Here is a 14,952-nt window from a genome sequence, read left to right as displayed (position 1 = left end):
CGCAGGCCGGGCCGCATTTCGCTATGTGCCGGGCGCGGGGCAGAATCTCTAGAGTGACTTTGCAACGCAACGAGGCGAACGGGGAGGGTGTCTCCCCGTTCGTTGAGCTGGACCGGCAGACCTGGTCCCGGCTCGCAGATGAGATGGAACAGCCTCTTAACCAAGAGGACATCATCCGTCTCCGTGGCCTCGGGGACCCCCTGGACATGAAGGAGATCCGAGAGGTCTACCTTCCACTTTCCAGGCTCCTGCACCTGTATGTAGAGGCCGCCGGGCAGCTGCACGCCGCCACCACCACGTTCCTGGGCGAACACACCCAGCGCACGCCGTTCGTAATCGGCGTGGCGGGGTCCGTGGCGGTTGGCAAGTCCACCATTGCCCGCGTGCTCCGTGAAATGCTGCGGCGCTGGCCCGGCACCCCCAACGTGGAACTCATCACCACGGACGGCTTCCTCTATCCTTTGGCTGAGCTCAAGCGGCGCCAGCTGCTGGAGCGCAAGGGCTTCCCGGAGTCCTATGACCGCCGGGCACTGCTCCGTTTTGTGAGCGAAATCAAAAGCGGAGCGGAGGAGGTGCGCGCCCCCTGGTACTCGCATGTTACGTACGACATCGTTCCGGGCAAGGAAGTGGTGGTCCGCCGGCCCGACGTTTTGATCGTGGAGGGGCTGAACGTGCTGGCTCCGGCACGTCCGCGGCACGACGGCCGGCAGGGCCTGGCGCTGAGCGACTTCTTCGATTTCTCCATTTACGTGGACGCCAAGACCTCCTACATCGAGGAATGGTACGTGGACCGGTTCCGCAAGCTGCGCAGCACCGCGTTCGCGCAGCCGGAGTCCTACTTCCACCGGTACGCCACCTTGTCCGATGACGAGGCGGAGACCACGGCGCGGGACATCTGGAAGCGCATCAATGAGCCTAACCTTGAGGAGAACGTCCTTCCCACCCGGGGGCGTGCGCAGCTGGTGCTGACGAAAGACGCGGACCATTCGATCCGCCGTATGCTCCTCCGGAAGGTTTAACACAGGTGTGCCACGACTGCTCCCCCGCCTCCGGGCAGGCGGCAAGCCGGCGTAGCTTTACGCGCTTCCTCGCGGCGGGCGCCGGACTCACTGTGCTGGCAGCCTGCACACCGGAAGCACCCAGCGCCGTGCCGCCGTCGTCGGCCCCAGCCTCCGCTTCTTCACCCGCCGCGGTGACCGCCACGCCCACTGCTGAAGGCACGACGGCGGCGCCCGCCACCGAAGTTGCCGCGCCTGCTCCCCCGTCCCCCACGCCGTCGCCGTCGGCCGCGCTGCCGCGTCAGTTTTCCCTCACGGACCCGGCAAGTCCCTGGCTGATCGTGAACAAGCACCGTCCGCTGGTGCCGGCGGGGTTCGTCCCGGCTGACCTGGTGAGTCCCGCCGTCGCCATGACGGCCTCCGGCGAGGCGTCGCTGTTGAACAGCACGACGGCGGCTGCTGCGGAGGCGATGTTCGCTGCGGCAGCGCAGGATGGCGTGTCGATGGTCCTGGCCAGCGGGTACCGCTCGTACGCCACCCAGGTGGCCACGTACAACGGCTATGTGGCCTCCCGCGGCCAGGCTGACGCGGACACAGCCAGCGCCAGGCCCGGCTATTCGGAGCACCAGACCGGCTGGGCTTTCGACATTGCCGACGGCAACGGCGTCTGCGGGTTCCAGCCGTGCTTTGCGGACCAGCCCTCGGCCGTCTGGGCCAAGGCGAACGGGCACCGGTTCGGGTTCGTGGTGCGGTACCCGTGGATGTTCCACCCCGTCACGGGGTACTACTACGAGCCGTGGCATCTGCGGTACATCGGCATGGAGGCGGCCACGGACATGGTTGCGCGCGGGATCTTCACGCTGGAGGAGTACTTCGGCGTGGAGGCGGCTCCGGGGTATCCGTAGGGATGTGGGCTAGTTTGGTTCCTATGCTTACTGGATTTAAGAATTTCATTATGAAGGGCAACGTCGTTGATCTTGCCGTCGCCGTGGTGATCGGTACCGCGTTCGGCGCGCTGGTGACGGCGATGGTGAACAAGGTGCTCATGCCGTTCATCGCTGGCCTGGTGGGGTCACCCAACTTCGACAGCTTCGGCAAGGTTGACTTCAACGGCAACGCCATCGAATTTGGTGTTCTGTTGACCGCGATCGTCAATTTCCTGTTGATCTCCGCGGCCATTTACTTCGTGGTGGTGATGCCCATGAACCTCATGATCGAACGCCGCAACCGCAGGCTGGGGATCGGCCAGGACGTGAAGAAGGAGTCCGCCGAGGACCCGCAGATCGCCCTTTTGACCGAGATCCGCGATGCTCTGAAGAGCCGCACTTCCTAACTCCTAGCTGAAAGAGGCCCGTTTCCTTCCGGAAACGGGCCTCATTTTGTTGCGTCGGGTTGTTACTCGCTGACCAATTCCAGGGCGAGTTCGGCACGGACCACCTGGGCCAGGTGCTCAGCAATGGAGTGGGCGGTTTCCTCGTCCGCGGCCTCCACCATCACGCGCACCACGGGTTCCGTGCCGGAGGGGCGGAGCAGGACACGGCCGGTATCGCCCAGTGCGGCTTCCGCAGCCGCCACGGCCTGGGCAAGGACCTCATTGCTGCCCACCCTGGCGCGGTCAACGCCCTTGACGTTGATGAGGACCTGGGGAAGTTTGGTCATCACCGCGGCAAGTTCCTTCAGCGGCTTCCCGGTCAGCGCAATCTGTGCAGCGAGCTGCAGTCCGGTGAGAACGCCGTCGCCCGTGGTTGCGTAGTCTGCGAAGATCACGTGCCCGGACTGCTCCCCGCCAAGGTTGAAGCCGCCGTCGCGCATTTCTTCCAGGACGTAGCGGTCCCCCACTGCCGTTTCGCGGATGCTGATGCCGGCCTGACGGAGGGCGATCTTCAGGCCGAGGTTGCTCATGACCGTGGCCACCAGGACGTCGTCCTTGAGCCTTCCGGACTCTTTGAGCGCCACGGCGAGTATGGCCATGATCTGGTCGCCGTCCACCTCGTTGCCTTCGTGGTCCACGGCCAGGCAACGGTCAGCGTCGCCGTCGTGGGCAATTCCCAAGTTGGCGCCGTATTTCAGCACCGCTTCCTTGAGCGGGCCAAGGTGGGTGGAGCCGACGCCGTCGTTGATGTTGTGGCCGTCCGGGTCCGCGCCGATAAGAATCACGTCTGCGCCGGCGTCCTTGAACACCTGGGGCGAACAGCCGCTGGCAGCGCCGTGGGCGCAGTCCAGAACCACTTTGATGCCCTCCAGGTTGTGCGGGAGGGTGCCCAGGAGATGGACGATGTAGCGGTCCTCGGCGTCGGAGAAGCGCTGGATGCGGCCCACGTCAGCGCCGACCGGGCGCACTGCCTCCTTGGACATCTGGGCCTCGATGGCGTCCTCGACGTCGTCCGGGAGCTTCTGGCCGCCGCGGGCGAAGAACTTGATGCCATTGTCCGGCGCAGGGTTATGGGAGGCGGAGATCATCACGCCGAAGTCCGCGTCCAGGTCGGCCACAAGGTAGGCCGCCGCGGGCGTGGGGAGGACGCCAGCGTCGTAGACGTCCACGCCCGAGCTGGAGAGCCCGGCCTCCACCGCCGCGGCGATGAACTCGCCACTGGCGCGCGGGTCACGGGCCACCACCGCGCGCGGCCGCGTTCCGTTGGAGTTGCGGTCGTGGCCAAGCACGACGGCGGCCGCCTGGGCCAGCTGCATCGCCAGCTCCGCAGTCAACAGACCATTCGCCAGGCCCCGGACACCATCAGTTCCAAATAATCTAGACACCGGTCAAGTCTAGAGGATGGGGTGCGGCACGCTGCATCTAGTAGTCACAACCTACAAACCGGTAGAGGGCCGCATCGCCTTGCTGGTCCACTTTCACGAAGGACGGCGAGCCCTTCGGTATCTCAATGCCCGGGAAGTCGTCCACCTCCTTACGTTTCGGATCTATGTAGTGTTCACCGAAGTCGAGGACGAACTGAATATCTTCCCTGTCAGCAGCCACGCAGACCTCCGATCCGGGACTGGCTTCATTTAGCTTCTTTGCGGCGAGGATCCTGTCCTTATTTGAACCCGTGTAGGCGTGCGCAAAGAGTACCCGACGATCGGCGATGGCGTAGGCGGTGGAACTTCCATCCCACGGGTTGTTAGCAATGACGGCGTCGGCGGGCACGTGAGAGCTGAGGCGGTTCAACAGCTGGAGCTCGTCTGGGCTCAATAGCGGTGAGCTTTCAGCTAAAGCGTAGGTCCGCTCCCGCCCCGGCGTCGTTTCAGAATTGGTAGGCCATACAAGGATAGACGCAGCTACCGCGGCAATTCCGGTCGGGACGAGCCACACAGTTCGGTACCGGGACAGCCCTTGAAAGATCCACGCCGCTGCCACCCCCACAAGTACTGCCCAGAACATAGGTAAGAGCGCTGCAAGACGAGGCGGGTCGCCATACCACGCACCAATGATAATTTCCCTTACGAGCGGCGCGGCGGCCGGGACCGCCGCCGCTACGAGGTACAACAACACCGCACCCCCATACGAAGCCAGAAACCATCGCTCGGCCGGGCGCCTGATTAGGAGCGCGGTTCCAACCAAAGTCAGTGCTGCAAGGGCCCACGCGATATCGCCATGCGTGGGTGCGGTGAGGAGTATGCTTCCGGCTGCGGCCGGCAACGAATCAATCGGATCCCACGTAGTAGTCCAAGGGCGAACAACGACCCACACTATGAGAGCTCCAAAAAACACTGTGATCCAAAGTGCCGTCCACTTCAAATAGCCTAAGAGATCGGACTGGCGTTGCTTGAGCTCACGGAACGCCCTCCATGCGGCCATGGCAGCGAATATCGATGAAAGTCCAACGAGGGCTACTAGGCCCGACATGTGAGTGGACACGAGTCCCGGAATACCGACGACCATCGTAAAAGCGGCCAAGGGCCACGGCATCGGGGCGGCTTTGCCGAATCCCATTGCCATGGCTAAAACCGCGGTGAGCGGCGGCAGGAAAGTCACCGCCAGCATGTAGGGAAAGAGCGGTCCAAAATCACTTTTCTGGCTCTGCATTACCGTAAACGGAAATGCAAAGAAGCCTGCGCTGGCAACTGCAGCGGATAGCAGGGCTATAATGTTGGGCCCAGCAACCATATGGACGAGGAGGAGTACGCCAAGAGGCCAGGCGACGGCCACTATGGCGTAGTTGAGGGCATTGGCTGCTTCAACCACAGGCAACTGCGCCACCTGTGCGGTTAGCGCCGTCAGGGCATGCCAAATTTGGGGATAGAATCCGGACGATTCACCCATTAACGCCCGCACGGAGAAGGGTGAGCCGTCACCAGAATCCAGAATTTGCTGTGTGAAATTGACGTGAAATGGCGTATCGATACCCTGATTTATATTGCCGGGGCGCTCCACAATCTGTATATAGCGGAGGGTCAGCAAGAGGGCACTGGTTGAAAGAGCACTCCAGTACGCGACACCAGCTGTATAACCCGACGGCTCCCAAGCAAAGCTCGCCGGCCACCGCTTCTGCATCCCCCGCATCACAAGGAGGACAGTCCCAGCGAGAAGCGTCGCGGCAACTGTGAAGACTCCGATGTTCCAGTCGATGCGCAGCCACCAGCAAACAATCGTGGAGACTGCAACGAGAGATGCCGTTAGGACCGGTGCAAGCGAGATCAGCCATACGTGCCGAAGTCCCAGTGCCCATCCCACCAGCACCCCCGGAAACATGAGTACTGCGACCGCTCCTGCAAGCCCCGGCGATGCTAAAACCCACTCCATCAAGGATTCCCCAAGTTTTCCATCAGTTATTGCCTAAGATCCCCTTCTGCACTGGCAAATCCCCCACATGCGTCTATAGCATACACAGCATGAAACTAAGCCACGGGGGCCTGGCGCTTGAAATTGTCGTACCGGTTTTCAATGAGGAATCAGTACTTGAAAAAAGCATCAGAAAGCTTGCAAATTATCTGAAACTGGAAATGCCCGCGACATGGCGGATTACCATCGCGGACAACGCCAGTACGGACAACACTCCAGTTATTGCCACTCGCCTGGCTCAGGTGATACCGAATGTTGTATATCGACGTTTGGATATGAAGGGCCGCGGACATGCCCTTCGTGATGCTTGGAGCTCATCCGACGCCGAGGTCCTGGCATATGTAGACGTAGACCTTTCGACCGATCTTGCAGCCCTGCCGCCTCTGGTTGCACCGCTGTTGTCAGGCCATTCAGACATCTCGATTGGCACAAGACTGGGTCGAAGTTCCCGGGTCAGCCGTGGCCCAAAGCGGGAGTTCATATCGCGTTCATACAACTTACTGCTGAAGCGCACCATGCAAGTACGCTTTTCCGACGCGCAGTGCGGGTTCAAGGCTGTCCGGGCCGACGTTGCCAAAACTCTCCTTCCCCACGTTGAGGACAACGGTTGGTTCTTTGACACCGAGCTGCTGATTATCGCTGAACGGTCAGGCCTGCGAATTCACGAGATTCCCGTGGATTGGGTTGATGACCCTGACAGCCGGGTGGACATCAAACAGACTGCAATAGATGACATTCGTGGACTGGTTCGCGTCGCAGGATCGCTGGTCAAGGGGTCCGTCCCCGTCCAAGCAATATACGCAGAGCTCGGCCGTCGCCCAATAGTTCCACAGTCTCGGCCCAGTTTCTTCGGTCAAGTTATTCGCTTTGGGATGGTCGGAGGCGTTTCGACCGTGGCCTTCGCTCTGTTGTTCTTGCTGTTTCAGGGCCCGCTCGGGGCACAGCAGGCTAACTTCTTTGCTCTCCTGCTAACGGCGATCGGCAATACAGCGGCGAATCGCCGTTTCACGTTCGGCATCAACGGTCCGGAAAGGCTCTTCACCCAGCAGTTCCAGGGCCTTGTAGTGTTCGCACTGGCATGGTCGATAACGTCCTCGTCGTTGTTGGCACTGCACGCCATCGCACCGAATTCATCATCGACGATGGAACTCGTGACATTGACGGGCGCCAACGTTCTAGCGACTCTTATGCGCTTCGTCCTGCTTCGCGTTTGGGTATTCCGGGTTCGCAAAGCAGAAGCAGCGGCACGAAGGATGAGCTCAAGCGTGAAAGTGGCTCGGGTCGCTTGAAAGCGACAACAGATGGGCCTATGGAGTTGAGCCAGACTTCAACAGAAGTAGGTCGTGCCTCAAAAACAAAAGCCTTCTCTGACCTCCGTCGTCGACTCCTTGGAAAGGGAACTTCAGATCGGGCGCAATTTGCACTCCTCGCCCTGACAAGTCTCACTTACCTATGGGGCTTGGACCGGAACGGCTGGGCGAATTCCTATTACTCAGCAGCCGCAATGGCGGGTTCTCAGGACTGGACAGCCTTCTTTTTTTCGTCGTCCGATCCAGGCAATGCCATCAGCGTGGACAAGCCGCCCCTCAGCCTCTGGGTCATGTCAGCGTCCGTTTGGGCGTTTGGCTTGAACCCATGGAGCATCTTAGTGCCACAGGCATTAATGGGCGTTGCGTCGGTGTATCTGCTGTACCGCATGGTTCGGACTTATGTCAGCGCAGCGGCCGGGCTTCTCGCGGGCGCATTTCTCGCAGTAACGCCAGTTGCGACTGTGATGTTCCGCTACAACAATCCCGATGCCCTGCTTACCCTGCTGATGATTGGGGTCGCCTTTTCTGCTTTGGAGGCGATCCGCCGCAGCAGCTTCCTGTGGCTCATTCTGGCGGGAGCACTGACTGGTGCCGCGCTGCTGACCAAGCAGCTCCAAATAGCTTTGATTCTGCCTGCTGTTGCGACTGCCTACCTTATGTTCGCCACTGCCCCCGTCGTGAAGCGTTTGCTTCACCTCCTCGCCGCACTTTTAACGGCAGGGGTTACGGGCGGTTGGTGGTTCTTCTTAGTGCAGATGACCCCGGCCTCGAGTCGACCGTTCGTCGGGGGATCCCGTTTCAACAGCGCCATTGAGCTGACGCTTGGCTACAACGGCTTGGATAGGCTCACCGGTGAGGACGCCAGCCGAACCATGTCCCCAGCCGCAGCCAACGTTGCGGAAAAGCTTGATCCAGGCTTCCAGCGTTTCCTTCAGCCACAATTCTCGGGGCAGTTTGGGTGGTTCTTACCCCTGGCTATAGCCGGTCTTTGCCTGGCCGTATGGCATCTCAAGCGGCGCAGCGGCAGCAAGCAATACCGGGCGCTTCTGGTTCTTTGCTCTGTCTGGTTTCTTTGTTCAGCCACGGTCTTGGCGTTCATGTCCGGGATCGTCCACCCCTACTATTCGTTGACCCTTGTCCCTCCATTGAGTTGTTTGGCGGCCATCGGCCTGATCCACATGTACCGTCTCCGACACCGCCGAGGTATGCGCGTTGCGTTAGCAACCACCCTCTTGGCAACGATGATCATTGGCTTCGTCTCCGCGAGCCGATCGACGGCTGATTTTCCGTTCGGACCGCAGGTTGCGCTGGCTGTAGGGTCAGCCGCAGTCGCCCTGACGGTGCTTCCTCCACCTTCGCGGATTCTTAATGCTGTCTCCGTGGGTATACTCGCGGTCGCGCTCATGGTCGGCCCTGTCGTATGGTCCGCTAACACCGTTTTTAGCCCCCACATTGGCGCTGGCGTTGTTGCTGGACCCAGTATCCTAGGCATCAGGACTGACCATCCTGATCGGAAGCAGCTCGGATCGGACGTGCCAGCCAGCTTTGTTGCGGTGATGTTCGGCGACGTTCCGGAACAAGGGGTGGTCGCCAGACTTCGCGCGGCCCCTGAAAGCACACGATGGGCAGCTGCCATGGTGGGATCAGAGACGGCGGCCAACTACCAGCTGGACAGCGGACGTTCTGTGCTGCCCATTGGCGGCTTTGATGGGACGGATCCCCATCCAACACTGGAGCAGTTTCAGACCATCGTTGGAGAGGGCAAGGTAGCTTCACTTGTCATCCAGGAGTTGCCGCCTTTGACGCTTGAAGGACGCGGCGAGTCTGCGAAGATTGTCGCTTGGGTACGGCAAAGTTTTTCTGTGGAGCAGGTTGGCGACGCGGAGTATTACGACTTGCGCCAATAGGAATTTCCAGACTGCCAAGCAAACTGGCGGGTAGCCAGCCTCACCGATTTCGTCCGCTATATCAGCATTGTCAGCGATGGTCGAAAAGTGAGCCATTTCGCGGGGGCGGAGTTCAGCGGTCGTTGCAACAATTTATGGTTCGGTCGTAGGTGAAGCCAGTCTAGTCAGGTGCTCCAAAGGGCTCTGCCATCCGAGGATTTCACGTGGTCGCTGATTGAGTTCCGCGGCGACCACAGCGAGGTCTTCGCGGGTATGGACGCCCAGGTCTGTTCCTTTCGGAAAGTATTGGCGGAGTAGGCCATTGGTGTTCTCGTTCGAGCCGCGCTGCCAAGGGCTCGCGGGGTCACAGAAGTACACCGGGATAAGTGTCTGCCGCGTGAAATCCTGGTGGCAGGCCATTTCAGTGCCCTGATCCCATGTCAGCGATCGGCGTAGATGGCCTGGTAGCGGTCTCATAGCTTCGGCCAATCGATCGCGCAGATTCTCAGCTCCGCGGTTTCCTGCCAAGTGCACGAGGATGATGAAGCGCGTGGTCCGTTCGACCAGTGTGGCGATGGCCGAACGGCCACCTTTTCCAATGATTAAGTCCCCTTCCCAATGCCCTGGTACTAATCGGCCGGTCACTTCCGCAGGTCTGTCTCGGATCATGACCATGTCTGGGAAACGCCTGGTCCGATGCTCCTTCCGACGGCGCGGCCGGCGGCCGGTCCGGCCGCTGCGCAGCGAGACTGCAGGATCCACGGCTAAATCCAGGCTTCCACGCCCGTATAGGGCCTGATAAACGGTCTCCGGAACTACATGCATTTCCCGTTGTTCGGGGAAATTAGCGCGCAGCCGGTTGCTGATCTGGCGGGGGCTCCAGCGTTGCTTCAGGTGTTCACGCACGAACTCTTGCAGCTTCGGGTTGGCGGCGATCTTCCCGCTCCGCTGGCGACTCCGTCTACGTTCGGCGCTGCGCTGTGCTGTTCGCGGACGATAGTTGCCAGAGGGCTCGTGAATATTCCTGCGGATCTCACGGCTCACGATCGACGGACTGCGCCCGAGTTCCATTGCTATAGCGCGAATGCTCCGTCCGGCATGCAGGAGGTCCGCGATCGTGATCCGCTCCGACTCGGAGAGAAATCGCGCAGAAATCGCAGCTGGTCTCAGACGCGAGATGGGAGCGATCTTTTTGACGTCGCCGGACTTCAGAACAACTGTGTGACCGTGCCGCCACCGAGTGCCGGAACTGCGGCTGATTCCGACGATTCGGCAGGCCTCAGAATTCCCCATCCCCTGTTTCATCAGCTGATCATAGTGAGCCCGTGCAGCGTTCTTTGGAGGTGCACCCCGAGACTTACGTGGTCGTTTCATATCTGCCAATTGCAACCCCTAAAAGCTCAGGTGTTGCAACGACCACTAGACGCCAAGGCCGTCACAATGGCTCACTTTTCGACCGTCACCGACAAGCATCAGGATGCTTTAGCGCTGGGCAACATCAGCGATCGCCTCGAGCTTCCTCTGGCAACTTTTGTCATCCGGAACTAGCGACGCGGGCCGTATAAAAGGCCGTCAGGCACGCTCACCTCCACACCACCAAAATGATTCTGTTGACTTCCAACTTCCAACTTCCATGTGACTGTCCTCCAAGTGATAGAACGGCAGAAGCCCGCCCCGCCAATGGCGGGACGGGCTTCTGTGCAAGCGGATTTAGCGCTTGGAGTACTGCTGAGCCTTGCGGGCTTTCTTGAGACCGGCCTTCTTACGCTCGATGACGCGGGCGTCACGAGACAGGTAACCGGCCTTCTTCAGGGTGGCGCGGTTGTTCTCGACGTCGATCTCGTTCAGCGAACGGGCGATGCCGAGGCGCAGGGCACCGGCCTGGCCGGAGATGCCACCGCCGTGGATGCGGGCTATGACGTCGTAGGCGCCTTCGAGATCAAGGATCTTGAAGGGCTCGTTGACGTCCTGCTGGTGCAGCTTGTTCGGGAAGTAGTTGTCCAGCGCGCGGCCGTTGATGGTCCACTTGCCGGAGCCGGGGACAACGCGAACACGTGCAACGGCTTCCTTGCGGCGGCCAACAGCTGCGCCGGCAACGGTCAGGGCCGGACGCTCCTTCTTCGGCGCAGCGGCGTCAGCAGCTGAGCTTTCAGAGGTGTAGCTGGTCAGGGTTTCCTCAGCCTCAACGGCTTCGGTGGTCTCTTCGTTCTGAGCCACGATTCTCCTTGTATAGATAAGTTGTTTGGTGGCCAGGACTACTGGGCGACCTGGGTGATTTCGAAAGTCTTGGGCTGCTGGGCGGCGTGCGGGTGCTCAGCACCGCGGTAGACCTTCAGCTTGCCCAGCTGCTGGGCAGCGAGGGAGTTCTTGGGGAGCATGCCCTTGATGGCCTTTTCAACGGCGCGGACCGGGTTGGATTCCAGGAGTTCCGCGTAGTTGACGGAGGTCAGGCCGCCCGGGTAGCCGGAGTGGCGGTATGCCCGCTTCTGCTCCAGCTTGGCGCCGGTCAGGGCAACCTTTTCAGCGTTGATGATGATGACGAAGTCGCCCATGTCCATGTGGGACGCAAAGGTGGCCTTGTGCTTGCCGCGCAGCAGGATTGCGGTCTGGCTCGCGAGACGACCAAGGACAACGTCTGTGGCGTCAATGACGTGCCACTGGCGGTTGATATCGCCGGGCTTCGGGGTGTACGTACGCACGGTGTTTGCCTCGTTCTTGTTCTGGCGTTCTTTTTTAGGTGTCACTAGCTCGTGCACCTACTATCTGCGCGCTACCGGAACAGAGGTGAGGGCTCTATGTAACCAGTCATCCTGTGGTTCCGAATGTGCACGTTGAGTAGTTATCCTGCAACCGGATTCTCAAGCGGGCACGCACCATCGGAATAGGACACGCACAACGACTCCCAAGATTAGCGCGTTAAGGGGTTCAGGGTCAAAATGGGGTAGCCGGGGGTTGCCCAAGCGCCTGCCGGCCTGACTGACGCAGGGGGTCGCGTGATTGCATCGGGTACAGACGGTTCCGTCGCGTGGCTGCTGGTGACCGCAGCCGCTCTCTTAGGGTTGGTTCTCTCCCCCCTCGCCGAGACCCTCATTGCCAAGCGTCTTCCCCGCCTGGGCGGCCTTCCTGCTGTGCCTGTCAGGATTACGACGGCGGCAATTACCGCCGTTCTTTGCGTCGCCTTTAGTTTGCGGTTCGGCTTAGGATTTGCGCTGCCGGCTTTCCTGTTCCTGGCAATTCTCGGCGTGCAGCTGTCCCGGATCGACATCGCCCTGCATTTGCTGCCCAACCCGCTCGTGCTCACCCTGCTTGCTGGCGGTTTCCTGCTATTGCTAATGCCAGGGTTTCTTAATATGCAGGCCGATGACCTGCTTCGCGCGGCACTCGGAGCCCTGATTCTGTCCGCTGGCTACCTCGTTTTGGGCCTTATCTCTCCGGGCGCCATCGGAATGGGCGACGTAAAGCTCGCAGCGCCCGTCGGCCTGTACCTCGGGTACCTAGGCTGGAGCCAACTGCTTTACGGTGGCCTGCTTGGGTTCATCCTCAACGGCGTTGTCACCGCTGCAATTCTGAGCAGAAAAAGGCGAGACAAGGCCACCGAAGTGGCTCACGGACCCTCGATGCTCGGTGCCCTTGCTGGCGCGATTCTCTTCATTCTGTAGACGGCCGGTGGGACAACGCTAGTTCCGCCCCCTACTGGTGGGCGCCGCCTTCCAAGTAGTGGGGCGATGTAATCGCTGCCTACCTGAGTACCGCCCCCCTCTTTCGAGTACGTACTTTTGGCGCCCCTTGAAAAAGTCGAGTACCACTACGCATTGTTGCCTTCACCACCCCAATGACAATCTCTTCTTAGCGAAGTCCAGCCGCTAAGGAATTATGGGGGCAGCTGGAAATTCGTTGAAATTCAATAAACCCATTTCACCGAATTAAAGGAAATTACAATGACTTCTCTCATGGTCTCAATGACTGCTTTCATCGCCGGCGTCAAGGATCGCTTCACCCGCGAAGAAAAGGGCGCCACGATGGTGGAGTACGGCATCATGGTCGCCTTTATCGCCGTCCTCGTTATGGCAGCCGTCATCGTCCTCGGCCCGAAGATTGCCGGCCTGTTCACTGGGGTGTCAGCTTCGCTCTAGGTTCGCGTCCGGAGCCGGAGGGCGAATCTAGGCTCCGTTCATTCGTCCTCCGCTTCCGCAACTAGACGGCCCGACTCTGCTCCTGGTTAGGAACGCAAATGTACGCATTCATTGCAACACTCGCATCGACCTTCCACACCCTCAAAGTGAGCCTCAGCTCGGAAGAAAAGGGCGCCACGATGGTGGAATACGGAATCATGGTCGCCTTTATCGCAGTCCTGGTTTTGGCGGCAGTCGTCATCTTGGGTCCGCAGATTGCGGGTCTTTTCACCTCGGTTTCAGCCGCTCTCTAGGGCAGCCATAGCTGTGGCAGTGGCCATGGGGCCACTGCCACAGCAAACCTCACCAAGTTCGCCGGACACTCTGGGAGAAGCAATGAAGATTACAGGGAAGGAAAGAGGCGCCGTAGCGGTCGAGATGGCAATCGTCCTCCCGCTACTGCTGCTGATACTTCTTGGAATTATCGAGTTCGGCAGGGTCTTGAACGTCCAGGTGTCCCTGACCCAGGCAGCACGCGAAGGTGCGCGCTACGCCGCAATTCACCATGGCCAGCCTGGATTTGACGTTCAGACAACTGCCTTGGCAGCAGCGCCGGCACTTTCGGGGCTAGGTGTTTCCGTAACTGATAACGCCAGCAGCTGCTCGTCGGGATCCAACGTCCAGGTACAAACGAGGGTGACTTTGCCCTCTCTAACCGGCTTTCTTGATGCCGGCTTCTTTGGCGCACCAGGCATTTTTCCGATGAGCATGACCGGAGTGGGGGTAATGAGATGTGGAGGATGAGGCAGGGGTCTCCTGGCACGGACGAATCTTCCGATACGCCACAGGAGCGCCAACGGGGGGCGGCCACCATCATGGTGGCCGTGCTCATGGTTGCTCTTCTTGGATTCGCGGCCCTGGCCGTAGATGTAGGCGCGATGTATGTGGAAAAGGCTCAGATTCAAAACGGGGCCGACGCCACTGCCCTTGCTATTGCTGGCGACTGCGCGAAGGGGCTGAGCTGCACCGCCGCGATGAGCGCGTCAGCCAACCGCTTGGCCGATGCCAACGCCAACGACAGTTCCACGGGAGTTTTCTCCGTCACCCAACCCAACGCGAATACAGTACGCGTGGAAACGAATGCCCGCGAGGCTGGATCAGGCAATGACCATTTCTCCCTTTTCTTCGCAAGGACTTTGGGCATTGATACCGCAGAAATCACAGCGGTTGCAGAAGCCTCGTGGGGGCCGCCCGAATCCGGATCAACCCTGCCATGGACAGTCAGCGAGTGTGTGTTCCGCAGATACCTGACCCCGAGCCAGCTAAATGAGCTCGACACGACGGGAAGCTTTACCGGAGACCCGACGGCTACTCACATTCTCCTGCGATACGACGAGAACGCTCCCGATTACCCTGGCTGCGCGGCTCAAAACGGCTACCAGCCGGGCGGTTTCGGATGGCTGGAAACAACAGACGGCTGTACAGCAGAAATCGATGTGGACGCCACAGTGGAGGGTCAGCCGGGAAATCATTTCCCCACCGCGGCAGAGTGCGACGCCATCCTTGCCAGCATTATGGACCAGCCAGCCTTGGTCCCGCTCTTCGACTCTGCAACGGATGGCGGTTCCAACACCGTATACACGTTGGTGGGCTTCGCCGCTTTCCAGGTAACCGGCTATAGGTTCGGCGGCTCTCTTGAAATCGATGACGACCTTGCTCCGGACTGCAGCGGAAATTGCCGTGGACTCCAGGGCTACTTTGTCCGCTTCGTGACTTTGGAAGAAGGCGCTATCTCCACAGGCGGAGGCCCCAACTTTGGCGCCATAAAGGTTCACCTGACCCAATGAACGGAACACCACCAATCCC

15 protein-coding genes are annotated in these 14,952 nt (G+C 60.1%); 10 read left to right on the top strand and 5 right to left on the bottom strand.

Features of this window, described 5'->3' with window-relative positions; translation table 11 throughout:
* The first annotated feature begins 23 nt into the window (after window positions 1–23).
* Genes coaA through mscL form a run of 3 tightly spaced genes read left to right on the top strand, consistent with a single transcriptional unit; the run spans window position 24 to window position 2,331 of the window.
* The gene (coaA, locus tag WHH00_RS05330; protein WP_406637137.1) at window positions 24–1,019 is read left to right on the top strand and encodes a type I pantothenate kinase; all 996 of its coding nucleotides are present in this window, start codon (window positions 24–26) and stop codon (window positions 1,017–1,019) included.
* Between the two features lie 5 nt (window positions 1,020–1,024).
* Window positions 1,025–1,903, top strand: a complete 879-nt coding sequence (locus WHH00_RS05325; RefSeq protein WP_406637135.1) for a D-alanyl-D-alanine carboxypeptidase family protein — start codon at window positions 1,025–1,027, stop codon at window positions 1,901–1,903.
* A 23-nt stretch (window positions 1,904–1,926) separates the two neighbouring features.
* Window positions 1,927–2,331 carry a large conductance mechanosensitive channel protein MscL gene (mscL, locus tag WHH00_RS05320; RefSeq protein WP_406637133.1) on the top strand — a complete coding sequence of 135 codons (405 nt, stop codon included), beginning with the start codon at window positions 1,927–1,929 and terminating at the stop codon, window positions 2,329–2,331.
* A gap of 62 nt (window positions 2,332–2,393) precedes the next feature.
* Here the strand turns inward: mscL and glmM are convergent, their stop codons facing one another.
* Both glmM and WHH00_RS05310 read right to left on the bottom strand, forming a co-directional pair.
* A complete protein-coding gene (gene glmM, locus WHH00_RS05315; protein ID WP_406637130.1) occupies window positions 2,394–3,755 on the bottom strand; it encodes a phosphoglucosamine mutase in 1,362 nt (453 codons plus the stop codon).
* Between the two features lie 37 nt (window positions 3,756–3,792).
* Window positions 3,793–5,739 (bottom strand): DUF6541 family protein, encoded by a 1,947-nt coding sequence (locus tag WHH00_RS05310; RefSeq protein ID WP_406637128.1) that lies wholly within the window; start codon window positions 5,737–5,739, stop codon window positions 3,793–3,795.
* An 89-nt stretch (window positions 5,740–5,828) separates the two neighbouring features.
* Between WHH00_RS05310 and WHH00_RS05305 the strand changes: the two genes are divergently transcribed.
* Together WHH00_RS05305 and WHH00_RS05300 are read left to right on the top strand one after the other, a co-directional pair.
* The gene (locus tag WHH00_RS05305) at window positions 5,829–7,067 is read left to right on the top strand and encodes a glycosyltransferase (RefSeq protein ID WP_406637126.1); all 1,239 of its coding nucleotides are present in this window, start codon (window positions 5,829–5,831) and stop codon (window positions 7,065–7,067) included.
* A 20-nt stretch (window positions 7,068–7,087) separates the two neighbouring features.
* Window positions 7,088–8,995, top strand: coding sequence for a glycosyltransferase family 39 protein (locus WHH00_RS05300; RefSeq protein WP_406637124.1), 1,908 nt, complete (start codon window positions 7,088–7,090; stop codon window positions 8,993–8,995).
* A 132-nt stretch (window positions 8,996–9,127) separates the two neighbouring features.
* Here the strand turns inward: WHH00_RS05300 and WHH00_RS05295 are convergent, their stop codons facing one another.
* From WHH00_RS05295 to rplM, 3 genes are all read right to left on the bottom strand, one after another.
* Window positions 9,128–10,267, bottom strand: coding sequence for an IS30 family transposase (locus WHH00_RS05295; RefSeq protein ID WP_406638499.1), 1,140 nt, complete (start codon window positions 10,265–10,267; stop codon window positions 9,128–9,130).
* A gap of 417 nt (window positions 10,268–10,684) precedes the next feature.
* Window positions 10,685–11,191 (bottom strand): 30S ribosomal protein S9, encoded by a 507-nt coding sequence (rpsI, locus tag WHH00_RS05290; RefSeq protein ID WP_050684362.1) that lies wholly within the window; start codon window positions 11,189–11,191, stop codon window positions 10,685–10,687.
* Between the two features lie 38 nt (window positions 11,192–11,229).
* On the bottom strand, window positions 11,230–11,673 hold the full coding sequence (gene rplM / locus WHH00_RS05285) for a 50S ribosomal protein L13 (RefSeq protein WP_015937805.1): 444 nt from the start codon (window positions 11,671–11,673) through the stop codon (window positions 11,230–11,232).
* Between the two features lie 294 nt (window positions 11,674–11,967).
* Between rplM and WHH00_RS05280 the strand changes: the two genes are divergently transcribed.
* From WHH00_RS05280 to WHH00_RS05260, 5 genes are all read left to right on the top strand, one after another.
* A complete protein-coding gene (locus tag WHH00_RS05280) occupies window positions 11,968–12,633 on the top strand; it encodes a prepilin peptidase (protein ID WP_406637122.1) in 666 nt (221 codons plus the stop codon).
* Between the two features lie 279 nt (window positions 12,634–12,912).
* A complete protein-coding gene (locus WHH00_RS05275) occupies window positions 12,913–13,107 on the top strand; it encodes a Flp family type IVb pilin (protein WP_406637121.1) in 195 nt (64 codons plus the stop codon).
* 98 nt (window positions 13,108–13,205) lie between these two features.
* On the top strand, window positions 13,206–13,400 hold the full coding sequence (locus WHH00_RS05270; RefSeq protein WP_406637119.1) for a Flp family type IVb pilin: 195 nt from the start codon (window positions 13,206–13,208) through the stop codon (window positions 13,398–13,400).
* A gap of 82 nt (window positions 13,401–13,482) precedes the next feature.
* On the top strand, window positions 13,483–13,890 hold the full coding sequence (locus tag WHH00_RS05265) for a TadE/TadG family type IV pilus assembly protein (RefSeq protein WP_406637117.1): 408 nt from the start codon (window positions 13,483–13,485) through the stop codon (window positions 13,888–13,890).
* Entirely contained in the window at window positions 13,878–14,933 is a 1,056-nt protein-coding gene (locus WHH00_RS05260; RefSeq protein WP_406637115.1) for a pilus assembly protein TadG-related protein, read from the top strand. The genes WHH00_RS05265 and WHH00_RS05260 overlap by 13 nt, the downstream gene beginning before the upstream one ends.
* Window positions 14,934–14,952 lie beyond the last annotated feature (19 nt).

Source organism: Pseudarthrobacter quantipunctorum, assembly GCF_045291495.1.
Classification (GTDB): domain Bacteria; phylum Actinomycetota; class Actinomycetes; order Actinomycetales; family Micrococcaceae; genus Arthrobacter; species Arthrobacter quantipunctorum.
Note: the sequence above shows the minus strand (reverse complement) of the source record. Positions and strands in the feature narration are given on the sequence as shown.